Raw genomic sequence first — 19726 nt, 5'->3', positions numbered from 1 at the left:
ATCGTTTAATTAGGATTCGCTTGCTTCGCTGTTTTTACCGGAGCTTGGTGAATAGCAAGTCCTTGCCACCCTTCCGCGGCTTCCATCATAACCTCACCGAACCCTGGGTGAGGATACATCGGAAAGACGAAGTCTTCATCACGTGCCCCCATTTCAAGTCCTAATGTACCAGCAAAAATTAGTTCTGCTGCACCTTCACCCATCATGTGTACACCAAGAACTTCATCTGTTTTTTCATCTTTCACTAGAACACAAATACCATCAGTCGAACCATTCACTGTTGCGTACCCATTACTCCGAAATGGTGATGTACTAATAACAACATCACGTCCCGCATTTTGTGCTTGTATCGATGTCCAACCAACAGTAGCTATTGGAGGTTGCGTCCGGTATACAATTGGACAAAAAGTGCCGTCCCATTCAGACTTCTTCCCCGCCAATAGCTCTGCAAGTACTTTCCCTTGTCTGATTGCAGTTGTAGCGAGCTGTGAAATCCCTATGACATCACCAATCGCATAAATAGAAGAGATGTTGGTTTGCAGGGTGGTTGATACTGAAATATAGCCAGATTCATTCAGCTTTACACCAATTCGCTCCAAACCAATGTCATCCGTATTTCCTCTCCATTCGGAAGAGGCATACACATGGCTAGCAACAATACTATCTGTTTTACCGCCTTTTTCATAAAGAACAGTAACTGCTTCATCACTTGGTTCAAACCCTTGGACTACCACATTTTTCTTAACCGTGATTCCTGCTTTTTTTGCTGATCGCCAAAGTTCTTTTTCGATTTCAGGTTCGAGTTCTAGAACATCGTTCATAAGCAACGTTACACTAGTTCCTAAAACCTGGTAACTAAAAGCAGCCTCCAGTGCATACAAATCTGTTCCAATCACAATAAGTGTTTCTGGTTGCTCTTTTTGCTGATAAAGGGAATGGGCACTGAGCACTCGCTCATTTTTTTCTTGTAAAGACACAGGTTGATGACCAGTTGCTACAACTGCATATTTGAATCGGTATACATCAAACTGATGGCCATTTTCAACACCGATCCGATCATTAGATAGAAACGAGGCATCACCTGTAACGAATTCAATCTTATGTGCTTTGCAAAGCTGTTCAACACCTTGCCTTAAGTGTTTAACGACTTTTGATTGATGCTTTTGGAGTTGTTCCCAATCAAACTGGTTGTTCTGCACTGGAATTCCAAAAACATTTCCCTTTTTTGTTTTTTGCCATACATCCGCCGCTTGCGTATGAACTTTTGATGGAATACAACCTTTGTTTAAACAAACACCACCGAGCTGTTTCTTTTCAATTAATGTAACTTCTAATCCAAGTTGTGCTGCGCGAATTGCTGTGTGGTATCCTCCTGGTCCACCTCCAATAACGACAAGTTGCCGATCCTGTGCAAGCTCTCCTACAACCACTTAAACCAACTCCATTATTAGCCGTTTTGGGTCCTCAAGCATTTCAACCCACCGATTTGTAAAAGCAACAGCTTGAGCACCATCCGCTATCCTGTGATCAAACGACATCGACATCGTCATCACTTCACCAATCGCAATTTGATCGTCTTTTGTTACGACTGGTCTACGCTTTGTTTTGTGAATGGCAAGCAACGCTGTTTGTGGAGCATTAATAATTGGTGTTGCTCCAGTACTACCAAGTGGTCCTACATTACTAATGGTAAATGTACCCCCACGTAAATCCTCGCCTTTTAATTCATTGTTTTGTGCTCGACGAGTCAATTTTTTCATCTCTTCATCAATCTGCAAGATAGACTTTTGATCAGCATGCTTTAAAACAGGAACGATTAACCCATCAGGTGTATTCGTAGCAAGACCAATATGGTAATCATCGTGTAACCGGATAACTTCATTTTTCTCATCAAGAGTAGAATTAAAGATAGGGTGTTCTTTTAATGCAATAACTAGCGTTTTTATAAAGTAAGCACTTAAAGAAAAGGAGACCCCGTCTTTTTTACTCAAATTCTTCAAATCGATTAATGATGTAAGCTCTGCTTCTTCAAAGTGAGTTACATGAGGAATCGTATACACTGATTCAGTCATTTTGACGGCGATTTGTTTTCGTCGCCCTATAAATGGAATTGTCCGTACTTCCACTTTCGGCTCACTAAAATAAGAACTTGAGCGTAACTCTGGCATTAATTTTTCTGTTTTCTTTTGCCTAGATGGCTGTTTAGTCCCCTCTAAAATGGCATATAAATCCTGATCAAGCACACGTCCATTTGGTCCAGTCCCTACAACTTCTTCAATATTAATCTCATTTTCTCGCGCAATTTTCCTTGTATATGGAGACGCGAGCACTCGTCGTAAGTGAGTTCGATCTTCCATTGCTACAGTAGCTACTTGTGCCTTTCCCCCAGTTTCTAGAACCTTCTCTTTACCTCTGTCAATTTGAACAGGTTTCTTTGACTGTAGACTGTTTGATCCTTCTTCTTCAATTATAACTAGTGTCGTTCCCACTTTTACTGTTTCTCCTGGCTCAGCAAGTATTTCTTTAACAATTCCTGCCTTCGGCGCAGAAAGTTCAGCTGCTACCTTATCCGTTTGCACTTCAACTAATGGTTGATCCATTTTGACTGTATCGCCGACTTTTATAAAGTAATGGAGAATTTCTCCTTCGGACATACCTTCCCCAATATCATGAAGCTTGACTTCAATCACCCTAATCCCTCCTTTTAAAACTGGATCACTCGTTTTATGGCAGCAATAACACGCGATTCTGTTGGCAGAAAATGATCTTCAAGGGAACCGAGTGGAGGCGGTACATCAAATCCAGTTACTCGCTCTACTGGTGCTTTCATATAAAGAAACGACGTGTCATTGATTAAAGTAACAAGGTCATTGCCTAAACCGCCTGTAGAATGGGCTTCATGAACGATAACTGCTTTTCCAGTTTTTTGAACAGATTCGGCAATCATATCGCGGTCAAGAGGAAAAAGCGTCCGTAAGTCGATCACATCACAGGAAATACCTTCTTTAGCGACTGTGGATGCAGCCTTCTTGATAATCGGAACCATCGCTCCCCAAGCAAGCAACGTTACATCATTGCCTTCCAAAACTTTTTTTCCTTTTCCTATTTCTATTTCATACCCCTCCACTGGTACTTCTTCTCTCTCACCACGATACAGTCGTAAAGATTCCATAAATAAAACAGGATCAGGATCAGCAAGAGAGGCGAGCAATAATCCTTTCGCATCAGCTGGACTAGACGGACAAACCACCTTTATCCCAGGCATATGTGTAAAAAACGCTTCAACAGAATCAGAATGAATTTCAGGCGCACGAATGCCTGCACCATATGGGGCACGAATAACTATTGGTACAGAGTAAGTGCCCATCGAACGCATGCGGATGCGTGTGACGTGGGTCATAATCTGTTCAAATGCAGGATAAATAAAACCCATGAACTGCATCTCAACAATTGGCTTTGACCCCGAAATAGCGAGACCTACCCCAGTACCAACGATACCTGATTCACTAAGAGGTGTATCAATGACTCGATCTTCGCCAAAAGCTTCTTGTAAGCCGTCTGTTGCGCGGAACACACCACCATTTCGGCCAATATCTTCTCCAAGTAAAAGTACATTCGCATCTGATTCTAACGCTACTCTCAATGCGTCATTTACAGCTTGCACAAGCGTCATCTGTTTTGTTTTGCTTTGTTTTTCTAAGTTAATCATGAAATCACTCCCTTTAAATGATCCATATAATGAGATTTCTGCTCTGCTATTGGCCATACCGGCTCTGCAAATACATGGTCAAATAAATTATTTACGTCTGGTTTAGGGAATGCCTCCATTTCCTCAACCGCTTGATTGATTTCATTTGAAAGATCCGTTTGTAGCTGAGCAAACCACTCCTCATCCCAAACACCTGTCTCTTTCATATACTTCTCTAAACGAGTGAGTGGATCATTTGTTTTCCGGAACTCAATACTTTGTGCTTGATCACGATATTTTGTTGGGTCATCTGCCGTTGTATGAGCACCATAACGCCAAGTAACTGCTTCAACTAATGTCGGTCCCTCTCCCGCCCGAGCTCGTTCAAGTGCTTTTTGCACTGTTCTAAAAACAGCGATACAATCATTCCCATCTACACGCACACCAGGAATGCCATAAGCAACCGCTTTTTGAGCAATCGTTTTTGAATTCATCTGCTTCTCCATTGGCACCGATATCGCGAAACCATTATTTTGACAGAAGAAAACTGTAGGTGTTTTGAATACGCTTCCAAAATTAAGCCCTTCGTGAAAATCTCCTTCAGAGGTCGCTCCATCACCAAAATAAGCTATCGATGCTTTGCCAGATCCTAAGCGTTTTTCAGTCATCGCAACACCTACTGCATGAACAATTTGCGTAGCAATCGGTACAGCAGGTGGAAAGATATTTTTGCCTTCAGGTGGAGTACACCCTTCAAATCGACCATTCCAATAAAGGAATGTACGAGCCATATCCGCTCCAAACGTAAGTGTAGCTCCATGGTCGCGATATGTCGGGAATAACCAATCTTGCCCATCAAGTGCCAGGGCGCTTCCAACTTGGGCCGCTTCCTGACCTTCAAATAACGCATAAGTACCTAATCGGCCTTGACGTTGGAGTGTAACTGCTTTTTTATCAAATGTACGAATTCGAAGCATATGACGATAAAAAGTGAACAGATCTTCTTGAGTAGATCTTTCATCCTCCCCCACCCAATGACCTTCTTTATCAATGCACTGATACAATGGATAATCTGTCATTACTTATACATCCCCTTCTCTCGGCGGATTGCCCATTTAGGCTTTACGCTATTTGTATAAAAACTATTCCTTGTAGAACGACTCTCCACTCTTCGTTCCACTAATTCATCTGCGGCTTTTACAGCTGATATGTTCTTCTCACTCGCCAGCTGCAACACTTCAATGACGGAATGATAAATCGCCTGTGTTTTCGCAACTACTCTTTTTTTATTCCCACCATACAATTCATCAGCAACTTGAATGAGGCCACCACCATTCACAATATAGTCAGGTGCGTACAAAACACCCCTTTGTTGCAGTAGCGTTCCATGCCTCTCTTCTTTCAATTGATTGTTTGCAGACCCTGCAATGGCTTTCACTTTTAACGCTTTGATCGTTGTATCGTCTAGAATGCCTCCTCTTGCACATGGAACAAGTACATCGGCAGACACAGAAAAGATCGCATCACCATCAACGATTTGTACATCTCTCCCAAGGACTTTTCCTTGTTCTTTTAAAGTTAGTGACACAGCTGGTTGCAAGTCAGACACATAAAGATCGGCACCTTCTTTTATTAATTGGACAGCCACTTTGTACCCTACTTTGCCAAGACCTTGGATTGCGTATGTTTTTCCAGCAAGTGTGTCCTCTCCGTCCAAAATATAATTGATGGCTCGCAAGCTGTTTAATACGCCTTCCGCGGTTGGAACTGAAGAATCACCGCTGCCGCCAAATTCTTCAGGAACTCCAACGATACAACGTGTTTCTTTCATCGCATGAACAAAATCATCCATTGTTGTTCCCATATCTGTTCCTGTATAAAATCGACCTTGAAGTGATTCAACAAACTGGCCAAAAGCCCGAAATAGTTCTGGTGATTTATCTGTGTTTGGATCGCCAATAATGACTGCTTTCCCACCCCCAAAATCAACATCTGCTGCTGCACACTTTTTTGTCATTCCTTGAGATAAGCGCAAGACATCTTCAAGTGCATCTTCTGTTGATTCATAAGGATACATTCGACACCCTCCTAAAGCAGGTCCAAGTGTTGTATCATGAATGGCAATGATTGCTTTTAAACCACTATTTGAATCATTACAAAAGACGACTTGTTCATGCTCCGACATTTCATTAAATACATCCCATTTTATTGTTTCTTTCTCTGGGCTAAGCTTCATTAAAACCATCCCTTCTTTTCTTATCTATTGTTTTATATGAGCCAGTCAAATGCACCAAGCGCATGTAAAAATACAAGTGAAATTGCGATTGGTACAACGTACTTAATAAAAAGCAACCACGAAGCAAACAACTTTCTTCCTATCGTATTACCGGTTGTGAATTCTGCTAGAAGTACCTCTCTTTGCATCCTAAGTGGAATAAAGATGGCAATTAATAACGCTCCAAATGGCAACAAAATATTGCTGACCAAAAAGTCAACCGCATCAAAAATGATTAATCCAAAGATGGACACATCAGACCAAACGCCATAAGAAAGAGCAGATGGTACACCCACAAGAAAAATACATAAACCAATAACCCACACTGTTTTCTTCCTCTTGCTTTCTTTCCCTCTTGTCCATGCTGCAACGATGATTTCCAACATCGAAAATGCAGACGTTAATGCAGCAAACAAAAATAAGATGAGAAAAGCGAGTAAGAAAACCATTCCTAGGGGCATCTGATTAAATACTGTTGGCAAAACCGCAAAGATGAGGGCTGGACCATCTGCTGGATCGAGTCCAAACGAAAACACAGCCGGGAAAATAGCTAGACCCGCCAGTAATGCGACAATAAAGTTCATCACAACAATAGCTCCGGCTGATTGCAATAAGTTTTCTTTTTTTGATAAATAGGAGCTGTATGTCACCATTACAGAAATTCCTAAACTTAAAGCAAAAAAGGATTGCCCCATTGCAAAGAGTACACCTTCACTTGTCAGTCCTTCAAAATTTGGGACAAGTAGAAAAGAAATGCCTTCCATCGCACCATCTAACGTAACAGATCGAATAACGATAATGATAAATAGTACAAATAGTGCTGGCATCATGACAACACTAGCTTTTTCAATTCCTGATTGTATACCTTTGGCCACTACGACGATAACCATTACCATAAAGAGTAAATGAAAGAATACAGATATAAACGGATCACTAATTGTCTCGTTCAACAGAGCAGAATACTCTGTTCCATGCAGATCTGAAAGCTGTCCGGATATCGTTTTCCAGATATAAATTAAGATCCATCCACCTACAACACTATAAAAAGAAAGTAAGAGAAAAGCAGTCACCATACCAAGACGTCCAAGCAAGTGCCAAGACGTACCAGGTGCAATTGATCGATATGAATCAACTGCATTTTTTTGTGTGCTTCGTCCAATTACAAATTCACCGATTAATAAAGGCAAACCAACTAAAACTGTGAATAAAATAAAGACAAGGAAAAAGGCTCCTCCCCCACTTATTCCAGCCACATATGGAAATTTCCATATCGCTCCAAGTCCAATTGCCGAACCAGCAGCTGCCAAAATAAATCCATACTTTGAAGTCCATTGCTGCTTTTCCATTTTTCACCTCCTTTCACATTATATCAAGTAAACGCTTACATTTCTTAACTTAAGAAATTTCTTTTCCATTGCTATCTTCAATTTCTTCATGTTTCTTAGCCCGAATACCTATTAGTAGTATGTATAAAATTATACCTGATACAATACCCCATGCAGGTCCTAAAAATGCAGTTACCATTCCTATTGCTAAGATCATCCCACCAGTCGTTTGATCTTCCATCATCGACATAGCTACATATGCACAGGCAAATCCAGTTAATAAAAGCGCGACAGACAATGCAACAGGAAACATGGGAGTAATAATACCAATAATCGGCATAAGTAAACCTAAAGGTATTGCTAATATATAAAAATTCATAGGTCCGGAAAAGATTGAATCCATTACATGTCTTCCTTGCTTATATCGTTCAATCAAAAAAACTTGCACTCCCACCCAAATGGGACCATGTAACCACAGAAGCGGACCAACTGTGAGTGCTTGCAATAAATTTCTTGCCGCGAGAACATAGTGGCTACGCGTAGCATTTACGTCAATTTTCTCATCTATCCTAACTTTGTCAGCATCCTTCATCAACGTATCTCCAATTAATAGATCACTGAAAGCAAGAATGTAAATAAGTAACCCGAGAGGTAACATCTTTATAAACAGACCAAGCGAAGGAAAACCAATTGACCATACAGACATGGCAGCAAACGTTTCTCCTAAAGGAGGAATAAAAAATCCCCACGATATATCGAAGTGCACTTCCCCAGCAATTGATCCAACAATAGCAGCTGCAACTAATGAAAGCAAAAGAGCATTTCCTCCAACAAAGATTTTCGTCCTCGTGTCAGCCATTTTTTTAAATGGAAGTGAATAAAACAAAAACAAGACGACAATCCAAGCTGTAATGATTGAATATGGCATTTGCGGCATTCGGTTAAGCTCACTTTGAAAGGCAGCAACCGCACCTCCCATAATGATTCCCGCTTTTAATACATTTGGAACCATTTCGTTAAATTTAGCACCTAGACCGGTAATTCCAAAGAAAACAAACAGTAAAGATGAAAGTATGAATAAAGCAGTAAGTGCTTGAATAACCTCAACTCCAGGTGTAAAGGCTCCAATAAATATTAGTGTTAGTGGTAAAGCTGGTGTAATACCTCCGCCCGCATAAACATCACCAAAAAACATCGTCTGAGCCAAAACAAAAAACAAAAAGAACAAGCTGAGCGTCCATGCCACTTCAAATGACACATCAAAATAATTCATTGCAAGTGGCGTAACAGACCCACAAGTTGCAAGCAATAATAACCCACCTTGTAATAACTGTGTAAGCTTCCATTCCACGTGTATCCCCGGTAACCTCATTGTAAAAGGTCCCCACTTAACACCTGGATGAACCTTTCCATATTCTCTTTTTTTCGCCATTGTTTCCCCCTTATTCAGTTAACGCACTTATTTCTTTTCGCTTTTTATCCAACTGTTGACGTGCTGTATTCATCATCGATTTAATTAAATCCTTAACTGTAGGAAGATCATCTATTAAACCTGCAATTTGCCCACTATTCATAAATCCATTAGTGTCATCACCTTTCACCGCCCCAAGTTGGTGTTGGTGTTCAGACGTATGCTCCCGATAGGCTTTGTCATCTAGACTTGACTCCACTTGCAACAGTTTTTCAGAGTAAACCCCTTTAAGTACACGTCGCACTTGACCATGAGGACGACCAAGAACTATGGTAGACAGTTCTGTTGCTTGCAATACTTTCTCTTTATACAGTGCATGGTACGGAGCTTCTTCTGTCGCGATAAAACGAGTACCCATTTGGACACCGGAGGCGCCTAACATCAAAGCTGCCGCAAGTCCATATCCATCAGCTATCCCTCCTGCAGCCACCACGGGAATACTGACATGCTTACATATTTGCGGAACAAGTGTAAACGTTGTCAACTCTACTGGCGAGTTAATGCCTGCAGCCTCAAATCCTTCTGCAACAAGGAGATCAGCACCTGCCGCTTCTGCCTTTGTTGCATGACCTACACTCGCTACAACAGCCATAACTGTAATCCCTTTTTCTTTCAGAATGGAAATATATGGATTCGGATTCCCCGCTGATAGAGACACCACTTTAATATCATGTTGAATCGCTAAATCCATTAGTTCCTTAGAGTGTGCATTAACTGACAGAGGAATATTAAGTGCAAAAGGTTTATCTGTCCGATCCTTTGTTTCTAAGATGAGCCTGTCGACTACTTTAGGTTCCATTGTGCCACAACCAATTGTTCCAAGTCCGCCAGCTTCAGAGACACTTGCGACTAATGAAGGGGCACTAACGTTACCCATTCCACCTTGAATAATAGGGTACTTGATATTTAGTCGTTTCAACATCTCCTTCACCCCTTTCACTCTTTTACAATTAACGGATGATCACTTGCGTCATACGCTTCTTCTTTTTGACACATATCATTATCTTGTTTAAAGACATGTTCAAAGAAGCGACTCGCTGGTTCAGCTAACAATTTATAATACTGCTTAAACAAAAGCATCGCTTCGTTCCCATTCCAATTTGGTGGCAACAACTCTTTTGGCAAACCAGGATCAATAAATAAAAATTTTCGATATTCATGAACAAGTTTTGTCCGAATGACAAAACACTCTGCATCACTCATCTCATTGCGATACATTAAGCTTTGATGAGCAATAAATGACCTGCTATATTGGATAATAAATGCCTCATACTTTTCTTGTATATCATCTAGTGGCCAACTTTTTTCTACTAATTGGTCATTCTTTTCGGATTTATAAACACCCTCAAAGAAATCAACATAATCGTCAATCTCGTATTTCTCAATTAACGCATCAACCCGTTTTTCTAACGGATTTGGCGAAATCCAACACGACGCTGAAAAACTTCCAAATCCACTCCATAACAGTTCCTTTCTCAACTCATCACGGACTTGCCTTTGCTCTTCTGGTATTTTATAGAGCAACATACGCCATTTTCCATCCCAGGCGTGCTCTTCAAATTTAAAGATTCGATCGCCCGCTTCATCCATCCTGTCGACTCCACGTGGCGTTAAGGAATAAAAACTTTTTGCTCCTTGCCTTTCCGATTGGAGCCACCCTTGCTTAACCATACGCGAAACAGCAACCCGTACGCCTTGCTCATTATGACCAAACTCTTTTAATAATTGAATTAAACTTCCAATCCACACTTTGCTGCCATAATGGCGTATATAATCTCCGTATATAGTAAAAATCATTGATTGCGTATTTGCACCCATAAGCCTCACTCTTCCTAACGTTTTTTCAACGGCTGATACAATTTCATTATATCGCTTATGGGACGATCCGCAATGCTAGTTTCCAGAAAAAACTGGTTTTCTTTTTTCAGAGAAAGCAAGAAGCGCTTCTTTCCGATCTTCACTCTGAAGTGTAAGTTCATACGCTTTTGCTTCCAGCGCAAGACCCGTTTGCAGATCGACGTTCCCAGCTTGTTTAATCGCATAGTTTGCTTGCCGCAAAGCGATCGGCGCGTTCTTCAACATCGCCATTGCTAATTCCCTTGCTTCATCCATAAGTTGTTTTTGTGAAACTACAGAAAGAACCAACCCAAGCTCCTTGGCTTCCATAGCATCTAACCGCTTAGCAGTTAAAATTAATTCTTTTGCTTTCATTTCTCCAACGACTCTTGGTAAACGTTGTGTACCACCAGCTCCAGGTATAATGCCCCAGCTCGTTTCAGTCAGTCCTAACACTGCATTTTCTGTACAAACCGCAAAATCACATGCAAGCATCCATTCAAACCCACCACCGAGGGCAAAACCATTTACCGCAGCTATCGTTGGTTGTGGCAACTCTGCGATCGCTTGGAATACTCGCTGAATGAATGCGACGTTTCTCCTTGTTTCCTCTAACGTTAATGTTTTACGCTCTTTTAAATCAGCTCCAGCAGAGAATGCTTTTTCACCAGCCCCTGTAAACACAATTGCATGAATTTCTGATGACATAGCTAGACGACTCACTATGTCATCCATCTCTTTTAACGTTTGATAATCAAAACAATTCAACACGTCAGGTCGATTAATTGTTACGTATGCTAGTGATTCTTTATATTCAACTAAAACCGATTCCAAGGTTTATTCCTCCTCGATTCGCTCAAAAATTCCAGCAATTCCTTGGCCTACACCGATACACATCGTCGCCAAACCATAACGAGATTTCTGCTTTTTCATTTCATGCAGTAGAGTCGTAACAATTCGTGCTCCACTTGCCCCAAGTGGATGGCCAAATGCAATGGCGCCGCCATTTACATTCACTTTGTTTTGATCCAACCCTAGTTCATTTATACAAGCCAGCGCTTGTGCAGCGAATGCTTCATTTAATTCCACGAGATCGACATCAGAAACGGATAACCCAGCTCTAGAAAGGGCTTTTTCAGTTGCATCAATCGGTCCAATGCCCATCACGGTGGGCTCTACTCCAGCAACACCCCCACTCACATAGCGAGCTAATGGCTTTAAGCCAAGTTCTTTTGCTTTTTCCGCAGACATGAGCAACAAAGCACTAGCACCATCATTGACTCCTGATGCATTCCCTGCAGTAACGGTACCATTTGGAAACAGTGGCTTTAATTTTGCTAATTTATCAATTGATGATTCTGGACGAGGATGTTCATCCGTATTAATCACAATTTCGTTTCCTTTGTGATCTTTATAGGAAACAGGTATGATTTCATCGGTAAAGCGATTCCCACTTATAGCGACTTTTGCACGTTTTTGACTCGACAATGCAAATCGATCTTGATCTTCACGTTTGATACCGTACCTTGCTGCGACATTGTCAGCCGTTTTCGGCATTGATTCAGCACCGTATTGCTCCTCTAATGCTTTGTTAGTAAAACGCCAACCGATTGTTGTATCCATTAATTCCATCGTTCCTCGGGGATAATCCACTTCTGGTTTGCCCATTACAAAAGGAGCTCGGGTCATGCTTTCTGTACCACCTGCAATAAACACATCCCCATCACCACTGGCAATCGCTCTGGCAGCATATAAAATCGCATCTAACCCTGATCCGCACAGCCGATTGATTGTTGTTCCTGCACTTTCAACAGGCAATCCCGCTAGAAGCGCAGACATCCGTGCCACATTGCGATTATCTTCTCCTGCCTGGTTCGCATTCCCTAACACAACTTCCTCAATCGTATGAGGGTCTAATAATTTGTTTCGATCAAGCAATGCCCTGATAACGACTGCACCTAAATCATCGGGACGAATATTCTTTAAACCACCTTTATATCGTCCAATTGGTGTTCTAACGGCATCAATAATGACAACTTCCTTCATTTCGAGACCGCCCCTTCATTCGTGTACTCATATACGCCTTTGCCTGACTTTCTTCCAAGTCGGCCTGCTTTTACGTACTGTTCTAAAAGTGGCGCAGGGCGGTACTTTTCTCCAAGTTTTTCATGAAGATACCGGAGATTATTTAATCGTGCATCAAGTCCAACGAGGTCAGCTAACTCAAATGGCCCCATAGGATAGTTCAAGCCGAGTTTAATCGCTTTATCAATTTCTTCTGCAGTGCCTAACCCTTCTTGCAACATATAGAAAGCTTCATTTCCAACAAGAGCACTCATCCTGCTAGTGACAAACCCTGGAAACTCTTTAATTGTGACGGTTTCTTTGCCCATCGATCGTGCTATAGACTCAATGTATTTTACAGTTTCATCGCTAGTCTCTAACCCTCGAACAATCTCAACTAGAGGCATTTTATGAACTGGATTAAAGAAGTGCATGGCAATTGTTCGTTCTGGCCTTCCTCCGAATGATGCGATTTCTGTCGGACTCATTGTTGATGTGTTCGTCGCGAAGATGCACGATGCTTTCGCAGATCGCCCTACTATTTCAAAAACTTGTTGCTTTAATTTAGCCCTTTCAGGCACTGCTTCAATGATGAGATCAGCAGATCTCGCAACCGCTTCAAGATCTTGAGTAAATGCCAGTTTTCTTAAAGCTACCGTCGCCTCTTCCTCACTTACCTTCCCTCGTGCAACACCTTTTCTAAAAAATTGATGAATAGCCTCTTCTGCACTTTTTAAAGCATCTGCACTAACATCTACAACAGATGTAGGAAAACCACTCGCTGCAGCAACGTACGCGATTCCTCTCCCCATAACACCAGAACCTACTACAACAATTTCGTTCATTTCTTACACCGTCCTCTCCATTTATCGCATCCAGCTTTGCTAACCTTTAATAAAAATGAGCTACCATTCGGTCAGCCCCTCTTTAGTTTAAATGCCAAACGGATTGATTGGACGCTGGCCATAGTACGATAAAATACTCTTTGTTTCAGTGTAAAGGTCAAGCGTTTCAATACAAAGTTCCCGACCAAATCCTGATTGTTTATATCCACCAAACGGCGTGCCAGGAAATGCAGAAAATGGACAATTAACCATGACAATTCCCGCTCGAATCGCACCACCAACTCGTTTAATTCGAGCATCATTTGTAGACCATATCGCTGAACCAAGCCCATATTCCGTATCATTCGCTAACTTGATCGCTTCTTTTTCCTCTTTAAACGGCATGATTATGACTACAGGTCCAAAGATTTCCTCTTTAACCACCGTCATTTCATGTGTAACTCCAGATATCACTGTCGGTTCATACCAGTAGCCATTTTCGAAACCTTCAATCATTGCCGGTTTGCCACCAGCCAATATTTCTGCTCCGTCTTCTTTCGCTGATTTCACATATCCGTCAATTACCTTCAGCTGGTTTTCATCGATAATGGCTCCTATATGAGTCCCTTCATCAAATGGATTTCCAAGCTTCAGTTGTTTAGTTTTCTCAACAAACTTATGAAGAAATTCTTCATACACATTTTCATGGACGTAAAGACGTGAACGCGCCTCACACGATTGCCCAGTATTATAGAAAATACCAAACAATGATCCTGCTATTGCTGCATCGATATCAGCATCTTCAAAAACAAGGTTTGGCGACTTCCCACCAAGCTCAAGTGTGACACGTTTTAGAGTTTCCGAAGCACTCGCCATGATGTCTTTTCCAATTGGCGTTGAACCAGTGAAAGCAACTTTATCTACATCTAGATGTTCAACTAAGTAATTCCCTACTTCTGAACCAGAGCCTGGAACGATATTAATAACACCTGCTGGTACACCTGCTTTTGAACAAATTTCTCCTAATACAATTGCTGTCAATGGGGTTAGGCTTGCAGGCTTAACAACAATTGAACACCCTACTGCAATTGCAGGAGCAATCTTCCATGAAGCCATCATAATCGGGTAATTCCATGGGATGATTTGTGCACAAACACCTACTGGTTCTTTTTCTGTATAATTATGAAATTGCCCAGGCATTGGATTAACTGTCCCACGGTGGCCGACAATCGCACCTGCATAAAATTCGAAGTTCTCAATCGCCTGAGTAACTTGCCCTTGCGCTGCAGCTAAGGATTTTCCTGTGTCTAAAATTTCTAATTCGACGATTTCATTAAATCGTTCCCGCATGATATCTGCGATTTTATGTAAAACTTTTGCCCGTTTACCGATCGGATATTTCTTCCACTTTCCATTTTCAAATGCATGACGTGCAGCAGCAACCGCTTGATCCGCATCAACTGAACTTGCTTTCGCAACTTCTGCTAGCTTCTCTCCAGTAGCCGGATTATACGTGTTCATCGTTCTACCACTCTCACTGAGAATGCTCTCCCCATTTATAAAAAGACCATATATGTCTCTTTTTAACGCAGTTGTATCCATTGTGGTTTGTGTCGCTCCAGTCATCTCTACCTCTCCTTTTAGCATCCTGAAAAAACAGGTTTTCTTTTTTTCTTAAATGCTTCCACACCTTCATAATGATCAAAGGTCTTACCTGCAATTCTCTGCATATCAGCTTCATGAATAAGATAAGCGTCTAACTGTAAATGAGTTAGAATTAACGAACGCTTGATTAAGGCAATAGCTTGCGTTGGCATTGCCGCGAGTTTTGATGCAAATTGCTTACATGCTAAATCCCAATCTTCTTCTTTTATGACTTCAGTTGCTAACCCTAATGTTAATGCTTCCGCCGCCTGAACCTTCTTACCAAGAATGGCTAACTCTAATGCTTTTGCTTCTCCGATTAAACGGCTCAAAAATAAAAGATTTCCCGAATCCGGAACGAGCCCTACATGTATAAACGCATTCATAAAGTTTGCTTGTTCATGCATTAATCTAAAATCACATGCCAAGGTCAAACTAAACCCAGCCCCCGCTGCTACACCGTTCACCGCTGCAACAATTGGTTTCTCACATGCTTTCATCTGTTTAATGACAGGCGCATAACTCGTACGGATCATTTCACCATGATCGATATCGCCTGGGACCTCATTTAAGTCTTGCCCTGAACAAAACCCTTTACCGTTACCTGTTAAAACAATACACCTTATGTCAGAAGAGGATTCCGCTTTCTTAAATGCATGTTTAAGCTCTGAAAGCATATGAGCTGTAAGAGCATTATAAGAGTCGGGGCGATTCAGAGCGATTGTTGCAACTCCAGCTTCTTCCAGGTAATTTATGAGTTCCATGTTGGCTACCTCCCCTCAAATCGCGGCTTTCTTTTTTCCACAAATGCTTTCATGCCTTCTTTTTGATCGTTTGACGCAAAGAGTAAATAAAAGTTTTTGCGTTCATATTGCATACCTTCTTCAACAGATGTATGATCTGCCTGATTCACAGCATCCTTTATCAGCCTTAGAGATAATGGTGGTTTTTGTGCTAATTTCATAGCAAACTTTAAACTCTCTTCTTCTAACACTTCCGGTTGAACAATTCGATTGATGATGTTATGTTTAAGTGCTTCTTCTGCCGAAATGCGTTCTCCTGTAAACAGCCATTCCAAAGCCTTTGTTCGACCGGCAAGCTTAGTCAACCGCTGCGTTCCTCCGGCGCCTGGCATCACGCCTAGTTCAACTTCTGGAAAAGCAAATTCGGTTTTAGCAGCAGAGATTAGTAAATCACAACTTAATGCAAGTTCAAATCCACCACCAAGAACTAAACCTTGAACCGCTCCAACAATTGGCTTTTTTATTTTTGTGATCCGGTCCCAATCCGTAAACTGATTAAGTAATTCGAGATGGATGGGATTGTCATTCATCATCTCGTCAATATCTGCACCAGCACTAAACACCTTTCCTCTTCCAGATAAGAGGACAACAGCCACACGTTCATTACGATCAAATGATTCAAGCGCATTGGCTATCTCGCTGACCATCTTCCGGTTAAGAGCGTTATATTGCTGGGGCCGATCCAGCTCAATTCTTGCTACACCGGCCTCAATTGAAGTTTGAATTTGGCTATAGCCAGACACGATTACTCATCCTCGCCGATCATTAACGTGACCAACTTACCAGCGAATTTCATTAAATCCTTTCCTGATGCTTTCCCCTCTTCAGAACGAAGGCCACTTTTCAAATCATCCATGCTGTCATATACCATTTCGCACATCAAATAGTAAGGTGAACCATCTCCCATTGGGGTACCAGTAAACTTCGTTACTTTCATTTCTTTTAATCCAGGTATCTTTTCTGTGATTGGTGCATGAACATTAAAATAATGCTCATCAAATGCTGCCTTGTCTTCCGGATGCTTGTAAAGTGCGATTAATTTTGCCATTGTTTGTCTCTCCCTTTAGATACGTATTTGTTTTTTATGATTTAGCAAGGCCCGTAATTGGACCGTTGTTGAGCAAAGTAAATAGTCATTTTATAATGTCGATACAGGTTTCATTGCTTCAAATGGGTTTTTACAACTTTTGCAATATAAGATGCTCCGGCAAGCTGTTGGTCCAAATAGATTTTCCATTGTCACATAAGTAGATAAACAGAAAGGGCAATCAACATGCCAAGATCCATCTTCTTCAAACCGTGGAGGTGGGGCAATCCCAAATTTCTTTAGACCCTTACGTCCAGCATCGTTAATCCGATCGGAAGTCCACGGTGGTGAGTGAATAAACTTTACATTAATGCTTACTACTCCTCTAAGAGACCAAAGCACCTGCTCAATATTTTTTTGGATAATGGGCAATGCTGGGCAACCAAGAAAAGTGGGTAGGATTTTAACTACAACATGGCCTTCTTTTACTTCAATTGCTTCAACCATCCCGAGTTCAACAATGCTGACCGTATCAATTTCAGGGTCCTTTACCTCTTCAAGTTTTCTCCTTACCTCATCTATCCCAACATGCATATGTTCAATAATCGCCATGAAAGAAGCTCCTTTCTTTCAACTTATTACCAGATTGCTGCTGGATCGACTTGATACACTTCTGCTAACGTTGCAATTGCTTGGTCTAAATCTGCTGTATGCTCTTGGTTACGCCCATTCTTTTCTGTTTTAAAAGTAAGAAGATGTAAATCAAGACCGCCAACGTGAAATATACTTTCCATCTGCTGCTTCCAACGTTCGAGTAAAACATCGCTAGACTCAATTAACCCTGCAGCAATAATCGTTTCACTCTCCTTGCCATAAGAAAACAAATCTCCAAAATCAACCATTACCTCTTTTATTGCAGAAACCATCTTCTCATTCGCTTCCTCTGTTGCTCCAACAAGCTGAACAAACCAAGTTCGCCAGTGTAGCAAATGATAATGTAACTCCATATTCACTTTCAAAGCTACATCAATTAGCGGTGTGTAAGAACTTGACCGAAGCGATTCCATCTTTATCTTCTTGGCTTGTGTATAAAAATAATTACGGACAACAGTGTAGGCCCAGTTATACGTTGGCGTGCCCATATAAGAACCTTCACCATTTACACGCTCGAGTAATATACTATTCCGGCGTTCTTTAGCCGGACGTGCATGAGCAAGAATATTCGCTTCATCAAGACCAAGCTCTTCCGCCAATTCATAAAACATAGAGGCATGCCCCATACTGTTTTGACTAATGGAAGCCGACGCAACATCTTCTTCAATGTGAGGGGCAAGCCCTAGCCATTCTGCTCCACGAAAGGCATAAATAAAGTCATCATCCGCAAGTTGTAGCAATAAGCTGATCAATTCTTCTCGATGAGCATATACGAAATGTTCATTCATTTCTTTTTGCCCCCCTGCCAAGACATGATTTCTTTTTCATCTAGAGCTTGTTGTTCATATTTGCGCCACTTCTTTTTTAAATAACCATATCCCTTTGTATTTCGATAATCTTTGTTATCCAATCGTTGCAAAGACGCTTTTTCTTCACTACTAAGTCCGCGAATGCTGTCCCGTTCTACAACCCAAATATCAGTTACTGGTTCTCTTCTCATGAAATTTTCCTGCGCCATCACTATGGCAAGCTCCTTATTCGGAGCAGTCAAGCTAAATTGATGAGTAAAAGGTGCTGCATCGGTTCGTTTTGAGAATACTTCAAACTCTTTATAAAATCCGTTTTTTTCGTTCATTATATCCTCCTTCTACTCCGCTAACGTACGTCGAACCCAAGCATTATTGTCGTATGAGACACGACGCAAGTTTAAACGTTCTTGAGAAAATGGGCCTTCATTTCGAGTAATCTTTTTAAATTCATTCCAGTCTGGTTGTTGGTACGTCCATGTTTCATTTACCTCATCAAACAATAATGTTTCATCAGGAATGTTTAGTCCAAGAGATAAAACACGTGGAATATATTTTGTTAAAAACCGCTGCCGCAATTCTTCATTTGTACTGGTGCGAATATTGTACTTAATCGTCACATCTTGTTTGGAAGATCCAGTTGTTTCTTTACTCGCTGGTCCAAAAAACATGAGTAACGGTTCCCACCAACGATTAAGCGCTTCTTGAATCATCTCTCGCTGTTTCTCGTTGCCTTCTGCTAGAGCCATAATAATCGCTTCACCATGTTGGGCATGGAAAACTTCTTCCGCGCAAATCCGCTTTAACGCACGTGCATATGGACCATAAGATGCACCAAGCATATTCGTTTGTGTAATAATAGCTGCCCCGTCAACAAGCCAGCCAATTATACCCGCGTCAGCCCATGTTTTCGTTTTCATGTGAAAGACATTATGGAACTTCAGCTTCCCTGTAAACAAGTCTTGCATTAGGTCATCTCGGTTACGACCAAAAGGCTTCATTAAATCTTCCACTACGCGCAAAAGCAATTGACCGTGCCCCATCTCATCTTGCACTTTCGCCATAATGCCAAGTTTCCTATAAAGGGAAGGCGCACGCGGAACCCATTCTTTTTCTGGAAGAGCTCCCATAATCTCACTAATACCATGCATTGAGATCAATTTAATTAATGTGACCCTATATTCTTCTGGCATCCAATCATCCGCTTCAATCTTCTCACCTGCTTCAATTCGAGTCATAAATACTGTCATACGTTCTTCCTCTGTCATACTTTCTGTAATGACATGCATGTATTTCACCCTTTCTTTTA

At 41.3% G+C, this 19726-nt stretch carries 20 protein-coding genes; all 20 read right to left on the bottom strand.

Annotated features, from left to right (window positions below; translation table 11 throughout):
• Nucleotides 1–5: 5 nt before the first annotated feature.
• The 20 genes from BK584_RS18895 to paaA all read right to left on the bottom strand — a co-directional run bounded on the left by BK584_RS18895 (nucleotide 6) and on the right by paaA (nucleotide 19706).
• Nucleotides 6–1430: a dihydrolipoyl dehydrogenase family protein gene (locus BK584_RS18895; protein ID WP_078394018.1), complete on the bottom strand. Its 1425-nt coding sequence runs from the start codon at nucleotides 1428–1430 to the stop codon at nucleotides 6–8.
• Nucleotides 1431–2690, bottom strand: coding sequence for a dihydrolipoamide acetyltransferase family protein (locus BK584_RS18890; RefSeq protein WP_180320515.1), 1260 nt, complete (start codon nucleotides 2688–2690; stop codon nucleotides 1431–1433).
• Between the two features lie 14 nt (nucleotides 2691–2704).
• Nucleotides 2705–3709, bottom strand: a complete 1005-nt coding sequence (locus BK584_RS18885; protein WP_078394017.1) for an alpha-ketoacid dehydrogenase subunit beta — start codon at nucleotides 3707–3709, stop codon at nucleotides 2705–2707.
• A complete protein-coding gene (gene pdhA / locus BK584_RS18880) occupies nucleotides 3706–4767 on the bottom strand; it encodes a pyruvate dehydrogenase (acetyl-transferring) E1 component subunit alpha (RefSeq protein WP_078394016.1) in 1062 nt (353 codons plus the stop codon). Before pdhA ends, BK584_RS18885 begins: the two co-directional genes overlap by 4 nt.
• Nucleotides 4767–5924: a Leu/Phe/Val dehydrogenase gene (locus BK584_RS18875; RefSeq protein WP_078394015.1), complete on the bottom strand. Its 1158-nt coding sequence runs from the start codon at nucleotides 5922–5924 to the stop codon at nucleotides 4767–4769. The genes pdhA and BK584_RS18875 overlap by 1 nt, the downstream gene beginning before the upstream one ends.
• A 32-nt stretch (nucleotides 5925–5956) precedes the next feature.
• A complete protein-coding gene (locus tag BK584_RS18870; protein WP_078394014.1) occupies nucleotides 5957–7309 on the bottom strand; it encodes a sodium-dependent transporter in 1353 nt (450 codons plus the stop codon).
• Between the two features lie 49 nt (nucleotides 7310–7358).
• Nucleotides 7359–8720 (bottom strand): hypothetical protein, encoded by a 1362-nt coding sequence (locus BK584_RS18865; protein ID WP_078394013.1) that lies wholly within the window; start codon nucleotides 8718–8720, stop codon nucleotides 7359–7361.
• A 10-nt stretch (nucleotides 8721–8730) separates the two neighbouring features.
• Nucleotides 8731–9690, bottom strand: a complete 960-nt coding sequence (locus BK584_RS18860) for an NAD(P)H-dependent flavin oxidoreductase (protein ID WP_078394012.1) — start codon at nucleotides 9688–9690, stop codon at nucleotides 8731–8733.
• A gap of 5 nt (nucleotides 9691–9695) precedes the next feature.
• Nucleotides 9696–10577 carry a phenylacetic acid degradation operon negative regulatory protein PaaX gene (paaX, locus tag BK584_RS18855; RefSeq protein ID WP_078394011.1) on the bottom strand — a complete coding sequence of 294 codons (882 nt, stop codon included), beginning with the start codon at nucleotides 10575–10577 and terminating at the stop codon, nucleotides 9696–9698.
• Between the two features lie 75 nt (nucleotides 10578–10652).
• Nucleotides 10653–11429: an enoyl-CoA hydratase-related protein gene (locus BK584_RS18850; RefSeq protein WP_078394010.1), complete on the bottom strand. Its 777-nt coding sequence runs from the start codon at nucleotides 11427–11429 to the stop codon at nucleotides 10653–10655.
• Between the two features lie 3 nt (nucleotides 11430–11432).
• Nucleotides 11433–12641 (bottom strand): acetyl-CoA C-acyltransferase, encoded by a 1209-nt coding sequence (locus BK584_RS18845; protein ID WP_078394009.1) that lies wholly within the window; start codon nucleotides 12639–12641, stop codon nucleotides 11433–11435.
• Entirely contained in the window at nucleotides 12638–13504 is an 867-nt protein-coding gene (locus tag BK584_RS18840) for a 3-hydroxyacyl-CoA dehydrogenase (RefSeq protein ID WP_078394008.1), read from the bottom strand. Before BK584_RS18840 ends, BK584_RS18845 begins: the two co-directional genes overlap by 4 nt.
• 87 nt (nucleotides 13505–13591) lie before the next feature.
• The gene (locus tag BK584_RS18835) at nucleotides 13592–15109 is read right to left on the bottom strand and encodes an aldehyde dehydrogenase family protein (protein WP_078394007.1); all 1518 of its coding nucleotides are present in this window, start codon (nucleotides 15107–15109) and stop codon (nucleotides 13592–13594) included.
• A 14-nt stretch (nucleotides 15110–15123) separates the two neighbouring features.
• Nucleotides 15124–15891 (bottom strand): enoyl-CoA hydratase-related protein, encoded by a 768-nt coding sequence (locus BK584_RS18830; protein ID WP_078394006.1) that lies wholly within the window; start codon nucleotides 15889–15891, stop codon nucleotides 15124–15126.
• Nucleotides 15892–15896: 5 nt separating this feature from the next.
• The gene (locus BK584_RS18825) at nucleotides 15897–16673 is read right to left on the bottom strand and encodes an enoyl-CoA hydratase/isomerase family protein (RefSeq protein ID WP_078394005.1); all 777 of its coding nucleotides are present in this window, start codon (nucleotides 16671–16673) and stop codon (nucleotides 15897–15899) included.
• A gap of 2 nt (nucleotides 16674–16675) precedes the next feature.
• A complete protein-coding gene (locus BK584_RS18820) occupies nucleotides 16676–16978 on the bottom strand; it encodes an EthD family reductase (RefSeq protein WP_078394004.1) in 303 nt (100 codons plus the stop codon).
• Between the two features lie 90 nt (nucleotides 16979–17068).
• A complete protein-coding gene (gene paaD, locus BK584_RS18815; protein WP_245808911.1) occupies nucleotides 17069–17569 on the bottom strand; it encodes a 1,2-phenylacetyl-CoA epoxidase subunit PaaD in 501 nt (166 codons plus the stop codon).
• 26 nt (nucleotides 17570–17595) lie between these two features.
• A complete protein-coding gene (gene paaC / locus BK584_RS18810; RefSeq protein ID WP_078394003.1) occupies nucleotides 17596–18399 on the bottom strand; it encodes a 1,2-phenylacetyl-CoA epoxidase subunit PaaC in 804 nt (267 codons plus the stop codon).
• Nucleotides 18396–18746 (bottom strand): 1,2-phenylacetyl-CoA epoxidase subunit PaaB, encoded by a 351-nt coding sequence (paaB, locus tag BK584_RS18805; RefSeq protein ID WP_078394002.1) that lies wholly within the window; start codon nucleotides 18744–18746, stop codon nucleotides 18396–18398. The genes paaC and paaB overlap by 4 nt, the downstream gene beginning before the upstream one ends.
• Before the next feature lie 12 nt (nucleotides 18747–18758).
• A complete protein-coding gene (gene paaA, locus BK584_RS18800) occupies nucleotides 18759–19706 on the bottom strand; it encodes a 1,2-phenylacetyl-CoA epoxidase subunit PaaA (protein WP_078394001.1) in 948 nt (315 codons plus the stop codon).
• Between the last annotated feature and the right edge of the window lie 20 nt (nucleotides 19707–19726).

It is taken from the genome of Shouchella patagoniensis (genome assembly GCF_002019705.1).
In the GTDB taxonomy this organism is placed as follows: Bacteria; Bacillota; Bacilli; order Bacillales; family Bacillaceae_D; genus Shouchella; species Shouchella patagoniensis.
The sequence above is the reverse complement of the archived record's forward strand: the minus strand, read 5'-3'. Positions and strand labels throughout refer to the sequence as shown.

Coding starts and splice junctions, on each gene's coding strand:
- pdhA (WP_078394016.1), bottom strand. CDS start 4,767: ATGACAGATTATCCATTGTATCAGTGCATTGATAAAGAAGGTCATTGG.
- BK584_RS18820 (WP_078394004.1), bottom strand. CDS start 16,978: ATGGCAAAATTAATCGCACTTTACAAGCATCCGGAAGACAAGGCAGCA.
- BK584_RS18835 (WP_078394007.1), bottom strand. CDS start 15,109: ATGACTGGAGCGACACAAACCACAATGGATACAACTGCGTTAAAAAGA.
- BK584_RS18870 (WP_078394014.1), bottom strand. CDS start 7,309: ATGGAAAAGCAGCAATGGACTTCAAAGTATGGATTTATTTTGGCAGCT.
- BK584_RS18865 (WP_078394013.1), bottom strand. CDS start 8,720: ATGGCGAAAAAAAGAGAATATGGAAAGGTTCATCCAGGTGTTAAGTGG.
- paaD (WP_245808911.1), bottom strand. CDS start 17,569: ATGGCGATTATTGAACATATGCATGTTGGGATAGATGAGGTAAGGAGA.
- BK584_RS18875 (WP_078394015.1), bottom strand. CDS start 5,924: ATGAAGCTTAGCCCAGAGAAAGAAACAATAAAATGGGATGTATTTAAT.
- paaC (WP_078394003.1), bottom strand. CDS start 18,399: ATGAATGAACATTTCGTATATGCTCATCGAGAAGAATTGATCAGCTTA.
- BK584_RS18845 (WP_078394009.1), bottom strand. CDS start 12,641: ATGAAGGAAGTTGTCATTATTGATGCCGTTAGAACACCAATTGGACGA.
- BK584_RS18830 (WP_078394006.1), bottom strand. CDS start 15,891: ATGGAACTCATAAATTACCTGGAAGAAGCTGGAGTTGCAACAATCGCT.
- paaB (WP_078394002.1), bottom strand. CDS start 18,746: ATGAACGAAAAAAACGGATTTTATAAAGAGTTTGAAGTATTCTCAAAA.
- BK584_RS18885 (WP_078394017.1), bottom strand. CDS start 3,709: ATGATTAACTTAGAAAAACAAAGCAAAACAAAACAGATGACGCTTGTG.
- paaA (WP_078394001.1), bottom strand. CDS start 19,706: ATGCATGTCATTACAGAAAGTATGACAGAGGAAGAACGTATGACAGTA.
- BK584_RS18840 (WP_078394008.1), bottom strand. CDS start 13,504: ATGAACGAAATTGTTGTAGTAGGTTCTGGTGTTATGGGGAGAGGAATC.
- paaX (WP_078394011.1), bottom strand. CDS start 10,577: ATGGGTGCAAATACGCAATCAATGATTTTTACTATATACGGAGATTAT.